14 protein-coding genes are annotated in these 17,584 nt (G+C 58.5%); 13 read left to right on the forward strand and 1 reads right to left on the reverse strand.

Annotated elements, in window-relative coordinates:
* Positions 1-181: 181 nt before the first annotated feature.
* Positions 182-1,063 carry a helix-turn-helix transcriptional regulator gene (locus EJL02_RS07715; protein ID WP_125115834.1) on the forward strand — a complete coding sequence of 294 codons (882 nt, stop codon included), beginning with the start codon at positions 182-184 and terminating at the stop codon, positions 1,061-1,063.
* A gap of 63 nt (positions 1,064-1,126) precedes the next feature.
* Here EJL02_RS07715 and EJL02_RS07720 read toward each other — a convergent pair whose 3' ends face one another.
* Positions 1,127-1,882: a DeoR/GlpR family DNA-binding transcription regulator gene (locus EJL02_RS07720; RefSeq protein ID WP_125115835.1), complete on the reverse strand. Its 756-nt coding sequence runs from the start codon at positions 1,880-1,882 to the stop codon at positions 1,127-1,129.
* A gap of 546 nt (positions 1,883-2,428) precedes the next feature.
* Here EJL02_RS07720 and EJL02_RS07725 point away from each other — a divergent pair.
* From EJL02_RS07725 to EJL02_RS07780, 12 genes are all read left to right on the forward strand, one after another.
* Positions 2,429-3,280, forward strand: coding sequence for a transketolase (locus tag EJL02_RS07725; RefSeq protein ID WP_125115836.1), 852 nt, complete (start codon positions 2,429-2,431; stop codon positions 3,278-3,280).
* A 14-nt stretch (positions 3,281-3,294) separates the two neighbouring features.
* A complete protein-coding gene (locus tag EJL02_RS07730; protein ID WP_125115837.1) occupies positions 3,295-4,260 on the forward strand; it encodes a transketolase family protein in 966 nt (321 codons plus the stop codon).
* 150 nt (positions 4,261-4,410) lie between these two features.
* Positions 4,411-5,583, forward strand: coding sequence for an NAD(P)-dependent malic enzyme (locus tag EJL02_RS07735; protein WP_125115838.1), 1,173 nt, complete (start codon positions 4,411-4,413; stop codon positions 5,581-5,583).
* Positions 5,584-5,781: 198 nt separating this feature from the next.
* The gene (gene iolE / locus EJL02_RS07740; protein WP_125115839.1) at positions 5,782-6,717 is read left to right on the forward strand and encodes a myo-inosose-2 dehydratase; all 936 of its coding nucleotides are present in this window, start codon (positions 5,782-5,784) and stop codon (positions 6,715-6,717) included.
* A gap of 206 nt (positions 6,718-6,923) precedes the next feature.
* Positions 6,924-7,649 carry a UMP kinase gene (pyrH, locus tag EJL02_RS07745; protein ID WP_125115840.1) on the forward strand — a complete coding sequence of 242 codons (726 nt, stop codon included), beginning with the start codon at positions 6,924-6,926 and terminating at the stop codon, positions 7,647-7,649.
* Positions 7,643-8,200, forward strand: a complete 558-nt coding sequence (gene frr / locus EJL02_RS07750; protein ID WP_442858008.1) for a ribosome recycling factor — start codon at positions 7,643-7,645, stop codon at positions 8,198-8,200. The genes pyrH and frr overlap by 7 nt, the downstream gene beginning before the upstream one ends.
* Before the next feature lie 79 nt (positions 8,201-8,279).
* Positions 8,280-9,026, forward strand: coding sequence for an isoprenyl transferase (locus EJL02_RS07755; protein WP_125115842.1), 747 nt, complete (start codon positions 8,280-8,282; stop codon positions 9,024-9,026).
* Between the two features lie 24 nt (positions 9,027-9,050).
* The gene (locus tag EJL02_RS07760; RefSeq protein ID WP_125115843.1) at positions 9,051-9,908 is read left to right on the forward strand and encodes a phosphatidate cytidylyltransferase; all 858 of its coding nucleotides are present in this window, start codon (positions 9,051-9,053) and stop codon (positions 9,906-9,908) included.
* Entirely contained in the window at positions 9,905-11,038 is a 1,134-nt protein-coding gene (locus EJL02_RS07765) for a 1-deoxy-D-xylulose-5-phosphate reductoisomerase (RefSeq protein WP_125115844.1), read from the forward strand. The genes EJL02_RS07760 and EJL02_RS07765 overlap by 4 nt, the downstream gene beginning before the upstream one ends.
* Before the next feature lie 35 nt (positions 11,039-11,073).
* Positions 11,074-12,114: an RIP metalloprotease RseP gene (rseP, locus tag EJL02_RS07770; RefSeq protein ID WP_164510343.1), complete on the forward strand. Its 1,041-nt coding sequence runs from the start codon at positions 11,074-11,076 to the stop codon at positions 12,112-12,114.
* A complete protein-coding gene (ispG, locus tag EJL02_RS07775; RefSeq protein ID WP_125115846.1) occupies positions 12,111-13,169 on the forward strand; it encodes a flavodoxin-dependent (E)-4-hydroxy-3-methylbut-2-enyl-diphosphate synthase in 1,059 nt (352 codons plus the stop codon). Before rseP ends, ispG begins: the two co-directional genes overlap by 4 nt.
* Before the next feature lie 18 nt (positions 13,170-13,187).
* Positions 13,188-17,564 carry a PolC-type DNA polymerase III gene (locus tag EJL02_RS07780; protein ID WP_125115847.1) on the forward strand — a complete coding sequence of 1,459 codons (4,377 nt, stop codon included), beginning with the start codon at positions 13,188-13,190 and terminating at the stop codon, positions 17,562-17,564.
* Positions 17,565-17,584 lie beyond the last annotated feature (20 nt).

The raw sequence follows: 17,584 nt of genomic DNA on the forward strand, positions 1-17,584 counted from the left end.
TTTAGCACAAAAACCGGCTGGGTTCTTCTGTCAAATGATACAACAAAAATACGATTTTCGGATTCCGTACTCTTGCGTTTGTTCCCGTTTGCGACTATAATTATAGCAGATAGCGGCAAAAATGCTTGCAATATCTTCACAAACAATAACACTATTTTAAGGAATAAAGCGGAGGGATGAAATGGACGCGGCAAGGCGGGAAAAACGGGAACACGGTACGCAGGCGTTTCCGTTTCAGATTTACCCTGCGCTGGACGGCAGCGAGGCAGATGACAGCGATTTCATCCCCTATCACTGGCATCCGGAACTCGAGATCATCACGGTGGACGCCGGACATGTTTCGCTGACGATCGCGGACCATGTGTATGAAGGCGAGCACGGGGATGTGTTCTTTGCCGCGGGGGAAGAACTGCACGAAATCCGCGCGGCGGGACGGGAAAATCAGTTCCGTTCCTTTGTGTTTGCGGCGGATTTCCTGCAGTTTGCGCGTGCCGATCAGGCGGAGACCGAGCTGCTTGCGCCGCTCGCGGAGGGCCGACTGCGGTTTGCCACCTGTCTGCGCGTGGGTGAGACCGGACAGCGGGAGGTGCGCGCCCTGCTGGCGCAGATTGTGCGCGCCTGCCTGGGACAGGCGCCGGGGTATCAGCTGGCGGTCAAAGCGGCGTTGCTCGGCATTGTGGCGGTGTGCGCCCAAGCCGGCCTGTTGACCGGCCGGCGGGTGCGACCGGGCGCGGACTACAAGGCGCGCCAACTCAAGGAGATCGTCGGGTATCTGGGCGCGCATTTTACCGAACCGCTGTCGCTGACCGCGGTGGCCGCGCATTTCGGTCTGTCGCCGCAGTATTTCAGCAGCTTCTTTCGGGAGAATTTCGGCCGGACGTTCACGCAGCATATCAATTCCCTGCGCATCGAGCAGGCGGCGCGCCTGCTGCGCGAAAGCGACCTGCCGGTGATGGAGATCGCATTCAACGTTGGGTTTGACAATTTCAGCTATTTTATCAAGCGTTTCCGTTCGGTCTACGGCGTTTCGCCCTCAACTTATCGCAAAAACAGTCTGGCATAACAAAAACGGGCGGCTTCGGCGCAGTGCCGAAGCCGCCCGTTCGTGTGACGGAAGGATCAGAGATTATTCATACCGGAGCTTGACGTTTTCCTGCCGGCACAGGTCCACATATTCCTTGGGCGGTTCGCGGTCGGTGATGAAAGCGGTCAGATCCTTGAGGTGACAGAAGGTGACGATGGCTTCCTTGCCGATCTTGGAGGAGTCCACCATGCCGTAGATCGTGTCCGCACGCTGTACGACCGCGCGCTTGATCTCGGCTTCGAGGAAGGTGGTGTTGGTCATGCCGGCGGTCAGCGAAACGCCGGTAGCGCCCATGAATGCTTTATTGATGCGCATGGCGCTGAGCGCTTCGATCGTGGACAGACCGACAAACGAGTCGGTCGTCGGGCTGTAAATGCCGCCGAGCGAGATGATGTTCAGGTTATCATACTTGGATGCCTCGCTGAGCGCACCGAGCGAGTGCGTGATGATCGTAATGCGTTTTTTCGCCACCAGAAACCGCAGCAGGCACAGTGTCGTCGTGCCGGAGTCGATAAAAATGGTGTCGCCGTCGGCAACTTCCTCGGCGGCCAGGCGGCCGATGAGGGACTTGTCGATCGGGTTGAGGCCGGAACGGATGGGGGTCGGCACAGCGCCGGAGGGCACGGTGGCGGTGACGCCGCCGTAAACCTTCGTAATATGCCCGCGCACCTCAAGTTCGTTCAAATCGCGGCGGATGGTGTTTTTGGAAACGCCGAAAACCTCGCATAATTCATCAATGCTGACGGTCTCGCGTGAGATCACATATTGTTCAATTGAATTGAGACGGCTGACTTTCATCTTCCATGTTCCCCAATCTTACCCGAAAATTAACCAGAATAACTTTCTTTAGTGTATCAAAAATTGCTTAAAATGTCTACTGGTCCAAAAGAGGGGGAAAAACTGCCAATTGCGTTATTAATGTAACACAATCCTGTGCGGGGGCGTGAACGCAGCAATTATTTTCCTCTTAAGATAGGAAAAATAAAAATAAAAATATTTCTGCGTGCACAAAATCTGGTTGCTTTTTGGTCATATGCGTTCGATGCAGGCATGGGCTGCTGTTACAGGTACAAAATTGGATTCTACTCGCGAGATAACCAAAAAAATATAGAAACACAACCAAGACATAACAAACAAATTTCGAAAAATTGCCAGCGGAAATTTATAAATAATTCCGAAGGGTACAAAACCGGGGATGGAATTTTTGTAAACAAATGTGTGAATTTTGGTTGAAATCTGGGTAGCTTGGTGATACACTGTAATCGATATACAGCGGCCAGTTGCCGCTGTCGCCGGAACCTGTTCCGCGGAGAGAAAATATTTTGAATTAGGCAGGTGTATGCAATGCAGAAAGCAGAAAAGATGCAGGAGCTTCGCGTATTTGCGCAGGAAATCCGTTTGGAAACCCTGAAAACCATCGGCTCGCTCGGCTTTGGCCATGTGGGCGGTTCGATGTCCATCATTGACGCGCTGGCCGTTCTGTATGGTGACGTAATGAAGATCGATCCGAAGAACCCCCGTTGGGAGGATCGTGACTGGTGCGTACTGTCCAAGGGTCATGCCGGCCCGGCGATGTATGCCACCCTCGGCCTGAAGGGCTTCTATCCGCTGGAGAACGCTTACACGCTCAACCAGCCGCACACCAACTTCCCGTCCCACACCGACCGCACCAAGACCCCCGGTGTTGACCTGACCACCGGCTCGCTCGGCCAGGGCATGTCCACCGCAACGGGCGCGGCGCTCGGCAACAAGATCGACGGCCGCGACAATCATGTATTCGTATTTGTCGGCGACGGCGAGGCGGACGAAGGCCAGGTTTGGGAGGCTGCTCAGTTCGCGGTACATTATCAGCTGGACAACCTGGTTTGCTTTGTTGATGATAACAAGTATCAGCTCGACGGCGCATGCGAAAAGGTTATGAAGCATGCCAAGGGCATCGGCGCGAAGTTCGCGGCGTTCGGCTGGAACGTAGTCGAGTGCGCAGACGGCAACGATGTAGAGCAGATTTATGACGCTATCCAGACCGCTTATGCGACCAAGGGCGTTCCGACCTGCATTGTGCTGAACACGGTCAAGGGCAAGGGCGCTACCTTTGCTGACGGTACGGGCGCGCATTCTTCTCAGCCGTCCAAGGAGCAGTGGGACGAAGCCATTGCTTACGCTGAGAAGCAGCTCGCTGAGATCAAGGCACAGTAAGGGAGGGTACGAACATGAGCTTTACTTTGATTGGCAAACACGAAAAGGATTCTCGTGCAAACCGCGACGGTTACGTTTCCGCGATGCTCGAGATGATGGAAAAGGATCCCACGGTCATGCATGTTGACTGTGACCTCGAAAACTGCATCAACACCGGCAAGCTGGCAAAGGCTTTCCCGGAGCGTACCATTAACGCAGGTATTGCGGAAGCCAACGCCGTAGGCGTATCCGCCGGCCTGTGCGCAACCGGCAAGACCGTATTTGTGCACTCCTTCGGCTGCTTTGCTTCCCGCCGTGCATTCGATCAGGCGTTCATGAGCGCCGCTTACGCCAAGCTGCCGGTACATATTGTTGGTTCCGACCCCGGCGTATGCGCAGCATACAACGGCGGCACCCATATGCCGTTCGAGGATTGCGCTCTGTACCTGTCCATTCCGGACGCAATCGTAATCGATCCGGTTGACTATGCGCAGATCAACTGCCTGACCAAGAAGCTGGCCGCTTCCGGCAAGTTCTCTTACATGCGCATGATCCGTAAGGCGTTCACCACCGTTTACGCGGACGGCTCGGACTTCGAGATCGGCAAGGGCGTGACCCTGAAGGAAGGCAAGGACGTTGCCATCATCGCTTCCGGCATCATGGTAGACGAAGCACTCAAGGCACAGGAGCAGCTGGCCGCTGAGGGCATTTCCGCCAAGGTGATCGATATGTTCACCTGGAAGCCGCTCGACGAGCAGCTCATCATCGACTCCGCCAAGGAGTGCGGCGCGATCGTAACCGCTGAGAACCATCAGGTCAAGTGCGGCCTGGGTTCCGCGATTGCCAACGTTGTCATCAAGAACTGCCCGGTTCCGATGGAAATGGTCGGCGTCGAGGATCGCTTCGGCCAGGTTGGCGCGGAGAGCTTCCTGCGTGAGGAGTACGGCCTGACTGCCGCTCACATTGTTGAGGCTGCCAAGAAGGCTATTTCCCGCAAGTAATCCAAACAGATCAAAAGGCGCGCTGCACAAGCAGCGCGCCTTTTTCCGGTTTTGCCGCGGCTTTGTCCATTCTGCCCCTATGCAGGGCTGGGATTTTGCGGTAAAATTATACTAAGAAAATTTGTGCACAAAACCGATGGAGGAAACACTATGGATTTGAAGGAGCGCGCCCTCAAGGCGCATGAGCAGTGGGGCGGCAAGATCGAGGTCGTCGCGCGCTGCGAGGTCAACAGCAAGGAAGATCTTTCGATCGCGTATACGCCGGGCGTTGCCGAGCCGTGCCTTAAGATCAAGGACGACCCGTCCCTGAGCTATACCTACACCCGCCGCCATAATCTGGTTGCCGTCATCACGGACGGCACGGCGGTGCTGGGCCTGGGCGATATCGGCCCGGAGGCCGGCATGCCGGTTATGGAGGGCAAATGCGCGCTGTTCAAGGCGTTTGCCGATGTGGACGCGTTCCCGCTTTGCGTCAAGAGCAAGGATGTGGACGAGATCGTACGCACGATCCAGCTGATTTCCGGCTCGTTCGGCGGCATCAACCTGGAGGATATCGCCGCGCCGCGCTGCTTTGAGATCGAGCGCAAGCTCAAGGAAGTCTGCGACATTCCGGTGTTCCATGATGACCAGCACGGCACAGCGGTGTGCTGCGGCGCGGCGCTCATCAACGCCTGCCGCCTGACCGGCCGCAAGGTAGAGGACATCAAAATGGTCGTCAACGGCTGCGGCGCGGCCGCGATCGCGGTGACCAAGTTCCTGATGTTCCTCGGCATCCGCGATGTGACCATGGTCGAGCGCTTCGGCATCGTTTGCGAGGGTGATGAGCGCCTCAATCCCGCACAGGCCGAGATGGCCAAGGTCACCAACCGCAGCCATATGACCGGCACGCTGGCCGATGCCATCAAGGGTGCGGACGTGTTCTTCGGCATGTCGGCACCGCAGGTGCTGACCAGCGACATGGTTTCCACCATGGCGGAGAACCCGATGGTGTTTGCAATGGCCAATCCGGTGCCGGAAATCTGGCCGGAGGACGCCAAGAAGGGCGGCGCCGCGGTGGTCGGCACCGGCCGTTCGGACTATCCGAACCAGATCAACAATGTGCTCGCGTTCCCAGGTATCTTCCGCGGCGCGCTCGATGTGCGCGCCAGCGACATCAACGAGGAGATGAAGCTCGCCGCCGCCAAGGCGATCGCCTACTGCGTCTCGGACGAGGAGCTGACTCCGGAATATATCATGCCGATGGCATTTGACAAAAAGGTCATCCGCGCGGTTGCCGACGCCGTGGCACAGGCCGCGCGCGACTCGGGTGTGGCGCGCATCTGAGCCGGCTTTTTGTCGCGGAAAAGGGCGCTGCGTGCCCGTGCACGGCGGAACTGTGCAATTTGCTGAAAAAGTTTTTTGCACAGGGCGTTTCTGTGCAAAAATGCGTTTGACTTTTGCAATATAGTTGAGTACAATAAGGATAGTAATGGCGCATGCGAAAGCATGCGGTATGAGAGATGAAAATGGAGGGAATAACACATGTTAGATCCGAAGAAAGTAAAGCTGGGTATCTGCCCGATCGGCTGGTCCAACGATGATATGTGGGATCTTGGCGATGAGAACACGTTCCAGCAGTGCATTTCCGAGATGAAGCTCGCGGGCTTCGATGGCTGCGAAGTCGGCCATAAGTATCCGGAGGATAAGGAAGTCCTCAAGCACATGCTCGACGTGCGCAACATGACCATCGCGTCCAAGTGGTTCTCCTCTTTCCTGGTTGACAAGCCGTACGAAGAGGTTGAGGCCGAGTTTATCAAGGAACTGGATTACCTTTCCTACGTCGGCGCAACTGCAATCAATGTATCCGAGCAGTCCGGCTCTATCCAGGGCAAGCTCGACACCGCGATTCTCGATATGGAGAACAAGCGCGTCCTGACCGACGAGGAGTGGGACCGCTTCACCACCGGCCTGAACAAGCTGGGCAAGCTGTCCATGGAGAAGTACGGCATCCGTACCTGCTTCCATCATCACATGGGTACCGTGTGCCAGACGGTTGAGGAAACCACCCGCCTGATGGAGAACACCGATCCCAAGTACGTATTCCTGTGCTTCGATACCGGCCACTTCACCTTCGCAGGCGAGGATCCGGTCAAGATGCTCGAGAAGTTCGCTGACCGTGTAGGTCACGTTCACCTGAAGAACATGCGTATGCCGATGGTTGAGAAGGCTCGTGCAGAGCACTGGTCCTTCCTCGACGCGGTTCGCGCTGGCGCGTTCACCGTTCCGGGCGATCCGGACGGCTGCGTTGAGTTCGATAAGGTATTCGACCTGCTGGACAAGGCTGGTTACACCGGCTGGATCATGGTCGAGGCTGAGCAGGATCCGGCGAAGGCCAATCCGTTCGAGTACGCCAAGATGGGCCGCGAGTACATCACCGCGCACACCGGTCTGGGCGGCGAAGTCGTTCTCAAGAAGTAATTTTCCCGCTGTGGATCCAAAATCCCGCTCCGTTTGGAGCGGGATTTTTTTGTGCCGTACAGGATGCCGCCGGCAGAATGGTGCAGACTGGTACAATGCATGATACAGTTGTGCATAAATTGTAAAATCCATAGCGAAACCCTTTGCAAAATAAGCGGTTATAGGGTAGAATAGAAAGCGGGAAAATGAAGCAAGGAGAGTGCATCATGGAAACACAGAGATATAAACGCGTGCTGATCAAAATCAGCGGCGAGGCGCTTGCGGGCGATAAGCATTTCGGTCTGAATTTTGACGTGATCGGTCCGGTATGCGATGTGATCAAAAAATGCAATGAAGAGGGCTGCGAGATCGGCATTGTTGTCGGCGGCGGCAACTTCTGGCGCGGCGTCAAGGACGGCGGCGGCAAGATGGAGCGCACCCGCGCGGACCATATGGGCATGCTGGCGACGACCATCAATGCGCTGGCGCTGGCCGATGCCCTCGAGCAGCGCGGCGTGCCGGTGCGTGTGCAGACCGCGATCGAGATGAACCGCATCGCGGAGCCGTATATCCGGCAGCGTGCAACGCGCCATCTGGAAAAGGGCCGCGTGGTCATTTTCGGCTGCGGCACGGGCAACCCGTTCTTCTCGACCGATACTGCGGCGGTGCTGCGTGCGGCGGAGATCGGCGCGGAAGTCATCCTGCTGGCCAAAAATGTGGACGGCGTATACGATTCCGATCCGGCCAAGAACCCGGATGCCAAGAAGTACGACCGCCTGACCTATATGGACGTGCTCAATCAGGGGCTCGGCGTTATGGATACGACCGCGACTTCGCTTTCCATGGATAACCATATTCCGATTTTGGTATTTGCACTTTCCGATCCGGAAAATATTTATCGTGCAGTCAACGGTGAGAAGATCGGCACGATCGTAGAGGAGGACAAATCATGAAGGCTCAGCTCAACGCATACGAGGAAAAAATGAAGAAAACGCTCGACGTGCTCGCCAAGGAACTGGCAGCCGTTCGCGCAGGCCGCGCCACCCCCGCCGTGCTCGATAAGATCACGGTCGAGTATTACGGCGCGCCGACCCCGCTGAACCAGGTGGCGGCGATTTCCACGCCCGATCCCCGTTCGCTCGCGATCCAGCCGTGGGACGGCTCGATCCTCAAGGCGATCGAGAAGGCGATCCAGGTTTCCGATCTGGGCATCAACCCGCAGAACGACGGCAAGCAGATCCGTCTGAACTTCCCGCCGCTGACCGAGGAACGCCGTAAGGAACTGATCAAGGGCGTTTCCAAGACGGGCGAGGAATCCAAGGTTGCACTGCGCAACATTCGCCGCGATGCGATCGATAAGTTCAAGGCAGCGCAGAAGAAGAGCGAAATGACCGAGGACGAACTGCATGAGGGCGAAGAGAAGATGCAGAAGCTGACCGATAAGTACGTCAAGGAGATTGACGGCATGGTCGCCAAGAAGTCCAAGGAGCTGGCCGAGGTATAAACCATTTCTCGGTTTCCGATCAAATAAAATCACATTGGGGGGCGGCGGGATCGCCGCCTCTTTGCATGGGGGAAGAAATTTGGGTCTGTTCACACGGAAAAAGAAGGCGGAGCCGGAAAACCGTCCGGTGCCGCGTCATATTGCGGTCATCATGGACGGCAACGGCCGCTGGGCGAAAAAGCGCGGGCTGCCGCGGCAGGCCGGGCATAAGGTCGGCGCGGAAACCTTCCGCACGATCGCGACCTATTGCAAGGATATCGGCGTGCAGTATTTTACGGTTTACGCGTTTTCCACGGAAAACTGGAAGCGCCCGCAGGAAGAGGTCAATGCGCTGATGAATTTGTTCCGCGCGTACCTCAAAGAGGCGGCGGAAACCATGTTCCAGCGCGGCGTCGCGGTGCGCGTGCTGGGCGATCTGACACCGCTGCCCGAGGATATCCGTGCGCAGATCCGCGAGGTGGATGAGATCGCCGACCGGCTGGGGCCGGACGCGGCGACCGCGTCCCTGTGCATCAACTACGGCGGACGGGACGAGATCAAAAACGCGGTGCGTGCGCTCGCCGAGCAGGTGAAAACCGGCGCGCTCGCGCCCGAGGATATCACCGAGGACACCATCAGCGCGCATCTGTATACCGCGCACATGCCCGATCCGGATCTCATCATCCGCCCGTCCGGGGAGATCCGCACCTCGAATTTCCTGTTGTGGCAGTCGGCCTATGCCGAGTATTATTTTACCGATGTGCTGTGGCCGGACTTCAAGACCGCCGATATGGATGCGGCGATCGATGCGTTCAACAAGCGCAATCGCCGGTTCGGCGGTGTATAAACGGACGGAGCGAGGTGTAAAGCTATGAAAGCAAGAGTGTTGTTCGGCGTGGTCGGTTTTGCGTTTGTGCTGCTCGCGCTGTATGTGTTCCCTTCGATCGTGCTGGAGATCGCGATCGCGGCGCTGTGCGTTTTGGCGACGTATGAGGTGCTTGGGTCCACCAAACTGGTGCACAATCGGCTGGAACTGCTGCTGTGTATGCTGGTGGCGCTGGGCCTGGCGGTCGGCCATGTGACAGGGCTGCCGGTCAGCCTGTCCGCCGTAGTGCAGGGACTGGTTTTCGTGATGCTGGTCGGCTCGTTTGCGATCGAACTGAAATTCCACGACAGTATGAATGTGTCGCAGGTCGCGTGGGGCTTTTTCGGCGCGCTGATCGTGCCGTATCTCATGCTCAGCCTGCTGCGCATTTACCAAATGGATTTCCAGCCCATCCTCGATACCGATTTCCGCGCGGGACAGTTTATCGTGCTGCTGCCGCTGCTCGCGGCGTGGGGCGCGGACACCTGCGCGCTGTTTTCCGGCATGTTTTTCGGCAAGCATAAGCTTGCACCGGTCGTCAGTCCGAAAAAGACGGTCGAAGGTGCGGTCGGCGGCGTGATCGGCGGCGCGGTGCTGGTGGTGCTGGCAGCACTGCTGATGAATGTATTTCTCGATCTGGATATGCCGCTCTGGTCGGCGGCCGTGCTGGGCGCGGTCGGCGCGGTGCTCGGCGAGATCGGCGACCTGTCGTTCTCGGTCATCAAGCGTCAGACCGGCATCAAGGACTATGGCCATATCTTCCCGGGACACGGCGGCGTGCTCGACCGGTTTGACAGCGTCCTGTTTGTCGCGCCGTTCGCGGAAATTCTGTTCCGGATCCTCTGGCAAGGGAGTGCTTTATGAAAAAAATTGCGATTTTGGGCTCAACTGGGTCGATCGGCACGCAAACGGTCGATATTTTGCCCTCGATTGACGCCGAAGTTGTCGCATTGACGACCAATCGGCGCATAGACTTACTCGAAGAGCAGGCGCGCGCGCTGCATCCCAAGATGGTGTGCGCGTTTGACGAAACGGCGGCGGCAGACCTCAAGGTCAAGCTCGCGGACACGGAGATCCAAGTGCTGGGCGGTATGGACGGCCTGATCGCCTGCGCGGCGGAGTCGGGCGCGGACATTGTCGTGACGGCTGTGGTCGGCATGGTCGGCCTGCTGCCGACGCTGGCCGCGATCGACGCGGGCAAGGATATCGCGCTGGCGAACAAGGAAACGCTCGTGTGTGCGGGCGAACTGGTGATGCGCGCGGCGCGGGAAAAGGGCGTCAAGATCTTGCCGGTCGATTCTGAACATTCGGCGATTTTCCAGTGCGCGCAGGCCGCGCACGGCAACCCGCTTTCCAAGATCATTCTGACCGCGTCGGGCGGCCCGTTTTTCGGTAAGACGGCGGAGGAAATGCGGTCGGTGACGCGCGAGCAGGCGCTCAAGCACCCGAACTGGCATATGGGCGCGAAGATCACGATCGACTCGGCAACCATGATGAACAAGGGGCTTGAGCTGATCGAAGCCATGTGGCTGTACGATGTGCCGCCCGAGCAGATCGAAATCGTCATCCATCGGGAAAGCATCGTGCATTCCGCGGTGGAGTTTGCCGACGGTGCGGTGATCGCGCAGCTCGGCCTGCCTGATATGCGGCTGCCGATCCAGTACGCGCTGACCTATCCGGCGCGCGTGCCGTGCAAGGTGCCGCATCTGTCGCTCGCGGAGATCGCCAAGCTGACCTTTTTCCAGCCGGATGACAAGGCGTTTCCGGCGCTTGGCCTCGCGTGGCAGGCGGCGGCGCAGAAGGGCGACCGCGGCGCGGTGCTCAATGGTGCAAACGAAGCGGCGGTCGGCCTGTTTTTGGAGGGCCGCATCGGGTTTACCGATATCGCCGCATGCGTCGCGCATGCGCTGGATACCATCCCGTACCGCGGCAATATCACGCTGGACGATGTGCTGGCGGCTGATCGCGCCGCAAGGGAGATCGTGCTTGCCTGACGCGGTGGATTCTGTCCTTTGAGAGGAGAAGTGTTTTGCTGCAAATCATACTTGCTATTCTGGCGTTTGGCGTGCTGGTGATCGTGCATGAATTCGGACATTTCATCACGGCCAAGCGCGGAGGGGTACAGGTCAATGAGTTTTGGATCGGTATGGGGCCGACGCTGCTGAAAAAACAGTATCACGGCACGCTGTATTGCCTGAAAATACTGCCGTTTGGCGGCGCGTGTGTGATGGAAGGGGAAGACAGCGAAAGCGAGAACGAGCATGCATTCGGCAAGGCGAGCCTGCCGCGCCGCATGCTGATCGTGGCCGCGGGGGCGCTGATGAACTTCCTCGTCGGTTTCCTGATCGTGCTGGCGGTCATGCGGCCCAACGGGCCGGACGGCGGCTATATCGTCTCGACGCTGGCGTCGGTGGACCCGGCGAGCACGGCGGCGGCACAAGGCGGCCTCCAGGCCGGGGACGAGATCCTCAAAGTGGACGGATACAGAATCCTGCTGCGCAGCGACTTTGAAACCGCTCTGGCGCGCGGCAAGGATACGACGTATGAAGTTGTGGTGCGGCGAAATGGCGAGAAGGTCACGCTGCCTGCGGTCAAACTGGAAGCGACCATCGATGCCGGAGACGGCCGCAAAATGATCGGCCTGACCTTTGCCGAGCAGCCGGACAGCATCGGAATGCATCTGAGCATGACGGTGCGCACTTCGGTGAGCTATGCGCGCATGGTTTGGGCAAGTCTCGGCATGCTGGCAACCGGGCAGGTCGGCGTCGATCAGCTGTCCGGGCCGGTCGGCGTGGCCGAGGTGATGGCGGATACGGCAAAGTACAGCATGATTTCGTTCTTCCAGCTGGTCGCGTTCATTTCGATCAATCTGGGTGTGATGAATTTGCTGCCGCTGCCCGCGCTGGACGGCGGACGGCTGCTGTTCCTTATCATTGAGGCGGTGCGCCGCAAGCCGGTGCCGCCCAAGTATGAAGGATATATTCACGCGGCGGGGCTGGTGCTGCTGCTCGCGCTGATGGTGTATGTGACAGGACAGGATATTTTGCGCATTGTTGCGGGAGGTTCATGAACATGAAACAGACCAAACAGATCATGGTGCGGGATGTGCCCATCGGCGGCGGCGCGCCGATCGCGGTGCAGTCGATGACGAATACAGACACACGCGACGCGAAAGCGACGCTCGCGCAGATCCGCGCGCTGGCGGAGGCCGGCTGCGATATTGTGCGCTGTGCCGTGCCGGACGCACAGGCGGCCGAGGCGCTCAAAGAAATCTGCGCGAAGTCGCCCATCCCGGTCGTGGCGGATATCCATTTTGACTATCGGCTCGCGCTCGCGTCCATTGAGGCGGGCGTGGATAAGATCCGCTTAAACCCCGGCAACATTGGCGGCGCGGACCGCGTGCACGCGGTCGTGCAGGCGGCGAAGGCGCGTAAAATCCCGATCCGCATCGGCGTCAACTCGGGTTCGGTCGAAAAGCATATTCTTGAAAAATACGGCAGCCCGACACCCGAGGCGATGGTTGAGTCCGCGCTCTATCACGTTGGTCTGCTGAACGACTGCGGCTTTGACGATATCTGCATTTCGATCAAGTCGTCGTCCGTGCCGTACACCATGCAGGCTTATCTGCTGGCAAGCGAAAAGACGAACTATCCGCTCCACCTCGGCGTGACCGAGGCGGGCACTGAGTACATGGGCACGATCAAGTCCGCGGCCGGCATCGGCGGCCTGCTCGCGCTGGGCGTGGGCGACACCATCCGCGTGTCGCTGACCGATGATCCGGTCAAGGAGATTTACGCGGCCAAGGCGATTTTGAAGGCGGTCGGCCGCGCGGAGGACGGCATCAACGTCGTTTCCTGCCCGACCTGCGGGCGCACGCGCATCGACCTGATCGGCATCGCCAAGGAAGTCGAGCAGCGCTGCATGGACATCCACGGCAAAAAGCTCAAAGTGGCCGTGATGGGCTGCGCGGTCAACGGCCCGGGCGAGGCGCGCGAAGCCGATCTCGGCATCGCGGGCGGCGACGGCGTCGGCCTGATCTTCCGCAAGGGGGAGATCATCAAAAAGGTACCGCAGGAGCAGCTGGTGGACGCGCTGATGGAGGAGATCAAGCATTTTGGAGCATAATCCGGAGGAACGGTCAAATTGGCTGGCAAACTGATAGACTTATTTCAAAACTGCAAATGGACGGAAGAAGAACAGCACCTTGCCTCGGGCGAGGTGCGTTCTCTCGCGTTTGGGGATAATAACACGGTGATGGTGGTCGAACTGGGCCTGAAACGGGTCATCAGCCGAAAAACCATCGCGAAAGCGGAAAAACAGATCGCAAAACAGTACGGTCTGCACCGTGTGTGCATCGAACCGCGCTATTCCATGCCGGATGGGTTGACGGTGGAGTACATCCGCTCGCTGTATGAGGATATGGCATATCGCATGCCGTCCGCGCGCGGGCTGCTCGACTGCGGCAAATGGGAGTATGCGGACGGCGCGCTGCAAATCCCGATGGACGAGGTGAGCGAAAAGCATTTTGCGGGCGCGCTGCGCCATCTGGAAGCGCGCATCCTGCGCGAACTGGGCCGGCCGTGTCCGGTGCATGCGGTGTGCGTGGAGGTTTGCGACTGCGCGCCGGCGTCTGAAGCACCGCAGCGTGAGGAGATCCTGCACAAAGCGATCGAACAGGCCGCAGCGGAAGCGACTGCCGTGCCCAAGCCGAAAAAGCCGCGTCCCGCGCCCAAACCGGAGCATACCGGCTATCAGCGCCCGCGTACGGAAAAGGTGCGCGAGGACGACCTGATCTTCGGCAAGCTGATGCAGGACCCGATCATTTCGGTCAACGAGGCGATCGCGGCCTACGATATGGTCACCATTCAGGGCGAGGTGTTCTTCACCGACAACAAGGACATCCACAGCAAGAAAACCGGCAAGGACTACGTCAAGATCGCATTTGATATGACCGACCGCACCAATTCCGTGCGCGTGTCCAAGTTCCTTGCCGCGGATAAGGCGGGCGATACCGCATCCAAGATCAAGAACGGCCTGTACTGCACGGTGCAGGGCAAGATGGTGTACGATACCTATGCCAAGGAGATGGTGCTCGAGCCGACCGGCATCGTCAAGGCGAAAAAGCCCGTCCGGCAGGATAAGGCCGAGGGGATGAAGCGTGTCGAGCTGCATCTGCACACCAATATGAGTGCGATGGACGGCATGTCCTCGACCGCGTCGCTGCTGTGCCGCGCGGCGCAGTGGGGGCACCGTGCCATGGCGATCACCGACCACGGCGTCGCGCAGGCCTTCCCGGAAGCGCTGCATGCGCAGGAAGGCAAGCAGAAGGACATCATCGGGGACATGAAGATCATCTATGGTATTGAGGCGTATTATGTCAACGATGAGGACACGCTGTCCGTTGTGCGCGGCAAGTCGGAGGAGCCGCTGACCGGCACATTTATCGTCTTTGACCTTGAGACCACCGGCCTCAATCCCGCGAGTGAGGAAATCACCGAGATTGCGGCGGTACGCGTCGTAGACGGCGCGATTCAGGACGCTTTCCAGACCTATGTCAACCCGCACAAGCCGATTCCCGAGGAGATCACCAAGCTGACCGGCATTTCGGATGAGACGGTCGCAAACGCGCCCGAGCTTGCCGAAGCCGTGCCCAAGTTCCTTGCGTGGGCGGGCGAGGGCAAGTATCCGCTTGTCGCGCACAACGCGGGCTTTGATATGGGCTTTCTGCGCACGGCCTGCAAGCGGCTCGCCATCGAGCGGGAATTCACCGCGATCGATACGCTGGAAATGAGCCGCCTGATGCTGCCGCACTTGCATAAGTTCAAGCTGAACATTCTGGCAAAAGAATTGGCCGTCGGCCCGTTCGAGCATCACCGCGCAAGCGAGGATGCGGCGGTGCTGGGACGTATTTTTGTAAAACTGCTGGCGAGGCTGAAAGACGAGATGCACGCGGTCACCACGGCGGACATTAACCCTGTCCTCGCCGCGACGACCGACCGCAAAAACAAGCTGAAAAACCTGCCGCGCTATCACTTCATCATTCTGGTGCAGAATCAGGCGGGCCTGAGAAACTTGTATCAGCTGATTTCCAAGAGTTTTCTCGAGTATTACAACAAGCGGCCGATCATGCCGCGAAGCGAGCTGATTCGCCACCGCGAAGGGCTGATCTTCGGCTCGGCATGCGAGGCGGGTGAGGGGTTCCGCGCGCTGACCGGCGGCGCGGAGTGGGATGAGCTCAAGCGGCTCGCGTCCTTCTATGATTATCTGGAGATTCAGCCGATCGGCAATAACAAGTTCATGGTTGCGAAAGGTATGGCTAAGGATGACGAGCAGCTGCGCGACTGGAACCGCGACATCCTGCGGCTCGCCGACGAGCTGGGCAAGCCCTGCTGCGCGACCGGTGACGTGCACTTCCTCGAACCCGAGGATGAGGCCTTCCGCCGCATCCTGATGGCGGGGCAGGGCTTCGGTGACGCGGACAATCAGGCGCCGCTGTACTTTAAGTCCACCGACGAGATGCTCAAAGAGTTTTCTTATCTGGGCGAGGACCGCGCGTATGAGGTCGTCGTCAAGAATACCAATATGATCGCGGACCGGTGCGATGTCATCCGTCCGGTGCCGCGTGAAAACTATCCGCCGCATATCGACGGCTGCGAGGACGACCTGCGCAACATGTGTTACGAAAAAGCCAAGCGTATCTATGGCGACCCGCTGCCCGAGATCGTGCAGGCGCGGCTCGACCGCGAGCTGAATTCCATCATCGGCAACGGCTACGCGGTCATGTACATCATCGCGCAGAAGCTGGTGACCAAGTCGCTCGCGGACGGTTATCTAGTCGGCTCGCGTGGTTCGGTCGGCTCGTCGCTTGCGGCGTTTATGTCGGATATCACCGAGGTTAATTCGCTTGCGCCGCATTACCTGTGCCCGGATGACAAATACGTCGAGTGGCACGAGGAATACTCCTGCGGCGTCGATCTGCCGGACAAGATTTGTCCCAAGTGCGGCAAGCCGCTCACCAAGCAGGGCTTCAACATCCCGTTCGAGACCTTCCTCGGTTTCGAGGGCGACAAGGTGCCTGATATCGACCTGAATTTCGCGGGCGAATATCAGTCGCGCATTCATTGGTACACGGGCGAGATTTTCGGTCACGACCATGTGTTCCGCGCGGGCACGATTGGCACGGTGGCGGAAAAGACGGCCTACGGCTATGTCAAAAAGTACATGGATGAGCGCGGCATCGAGTGCTCGCGTGCCGAGGAAAACCGCCTTGCCGCGGGCTGCACGGGCGTGCGCCGCACGTCGGGACAGCATCCCGGCGGCGTCGTCGTTGTGCCAAAGGAAATCGAGATTTATGACGTCTGCCCGGTGCAGCATCCGGCGGACGACCCGGATTCGGATATCATCACCACCCATTTTGAATATCACTCGATCGACGCGAATTTGCTCAAGCTCGACGAGCTGGGACACGATGATCCGACCATGATCAAGCACCTTGAAAATTTAACCGGCGTCAACGCGCAAGAGATTCCGCTGGACGACCCGGAGACCATGAGCCTGTTCCATTCGTGCAAGGCGCTGCGCTACACCGGAGAAAACCCGGACACCGACCCGATTCTGGGCGACCTCGGTTGTTTGGCGGTGCCCGAGTTCGGCACCAAGTTCGTGCGCGGCATGGTCAAGGAGACGCATCCCTCGACGTTTGCCGAGCTGGTTTCGATTTCCGGCCTGTCGCACGGCACGGACGTATGGTTGGGCAACGCGGCCGAGCTGGTGCGCCAGGGGATTCCGCTGTCCGGCTGTATCTGCTGCCGTGATGATATTATGAACTACCTGATTTTGCAGGGCGTGCAGCCCAAACTGTCGTTCAAGACGATGGAGTCGGTGCGTAAGGGCAAGGGCTTGACCGAGGAAATGGAAGCGGCCATGCGCGAGCAGAACGTGCCCGACTGGTACATCGATTCGTGCAAAAAGATCAAATACATGTTCCCGAAGGCGCACGCGGTCGCGTACGTTATGATGGCGTTCCGCATCGCGTGGTTCAAGGTGCACCGGCCGCTTGCGTTCTATTCGGCGTATTTCTCGGTGCGCGCCAAGGGCTTTGACGCTTCGTGCATGATTAAGGGCGACAAGGTCGTGCAGGACAAGCTGCGCGAGCTTGCCGTCAAGGAAAAGGAAAAGACCATCACAGCGGCGGAAAAGGAAATGTCCACCACGCTTGAGGTCTGCCATGAGTTTTACCGCCGCGGCTTTGTGTTTGAGCCGATGGATATTTACACGTCGGATGCGACCAACTTTTTGGTCACCGAAAAAGGCCTGATCCCGCCGTTCACGTCCATGCCGGGCATTGGCGAGCAGGCAGCACTCAACATCGTGGAGGAGCGGAAAAACGGCAAATTCCTCTCAGCGGAGGAGATGGCCGTGCGCTGCCCCAAGGCATCCAAAGCGGTCGTCGAACTGCTTGACCAGATCGGCGCGCTGGGCTCGATGCCCAAGACCACCCAGATTTCCCTGTTTGCGTAAATTTGCAGACGATAAAAGGA

It is taken from the genome of Agathobaculum sp. Marseille-P7918 (assembly GCF_900625105.1).
GTDB lineage: Bacteria > Bacillota > Clostridia > Oscillospirales > Butyricicoccaceae > Agathobaculum.

Excerpts from the sequence above, each read along its gene's own strand:
- EJL02_RS07715 (WP_125115834.1), top strand. The coding sequence starts at position 182 with ATGGACGCGGCAAGGCGGGAAAAACGGGAACACGGTACGCAGGCGTTT.
- EJL02_RS07720 (WP_125115835.1), bottom strand. The coding sequence starts at position 1,882 with ATGAAAGTCAGCCGTCTCAATTCAATTGAACAATATGTGATCTCACGC.
- EJL02_RS07725 (WP_125115836.1), top strand. The coding sequence starts at position 2,429 with ATGCAGAAAGCAGAAAAGATGCAGGAGCTTCGCGTATTTGCGCAGGAA.
- EJL02_RS07730 (WP_125115837.1), top strand. The coding sequence starts at position 3,295 with ATGAGCTTTACTTTGATTGGCAAACACGAAAAGGATTCTCGTGCAAAC.
- EJL02_RS07735 (WP_125115838.1), top strand. The coding sequence starts at position 4,411 with ATGGATTTGAAGGAGCGCGCCCTCAAGGCGCATGAGCAGTGGGGCGGC.
- iolE (WP_125115839.1), top strand. The coding sequence starts at position 5,782 with ATGTTAGATCCGAAGAAAGTAAAGCTGGGTATCTGCCCGATCGGCTGG.
- pyrH (WP_125115840.1), top strand. The coding sequence starts at position 6,924 with ATGGAAACACAGAGATATAAACGCGTGCTGATCAAAATCAGCGGCGAG.
- EJL02_RS07760 (WP_125115843.1), top strand. The coding sequence starts at position 9,051 with ATGAAAGCAAGAGTGTTGTTCGGCGTGGTCGGTTTTGCGTTTGTGCTG.
- EJL02_RS07765 (WP_125115844.1), top strand. The coding sequence starts at position 9,905 with ATGAAAAAAATTGCGATTTTGGGCTCAACTGGGTCGATCGGCACGCAA.
- ispG (WP_125115846.1), top strand. The coding sequence starts at position 12,111 with ATGAACATGAAACAGACCAAACAGATCATGGTGCGGGATGTGCCCATC.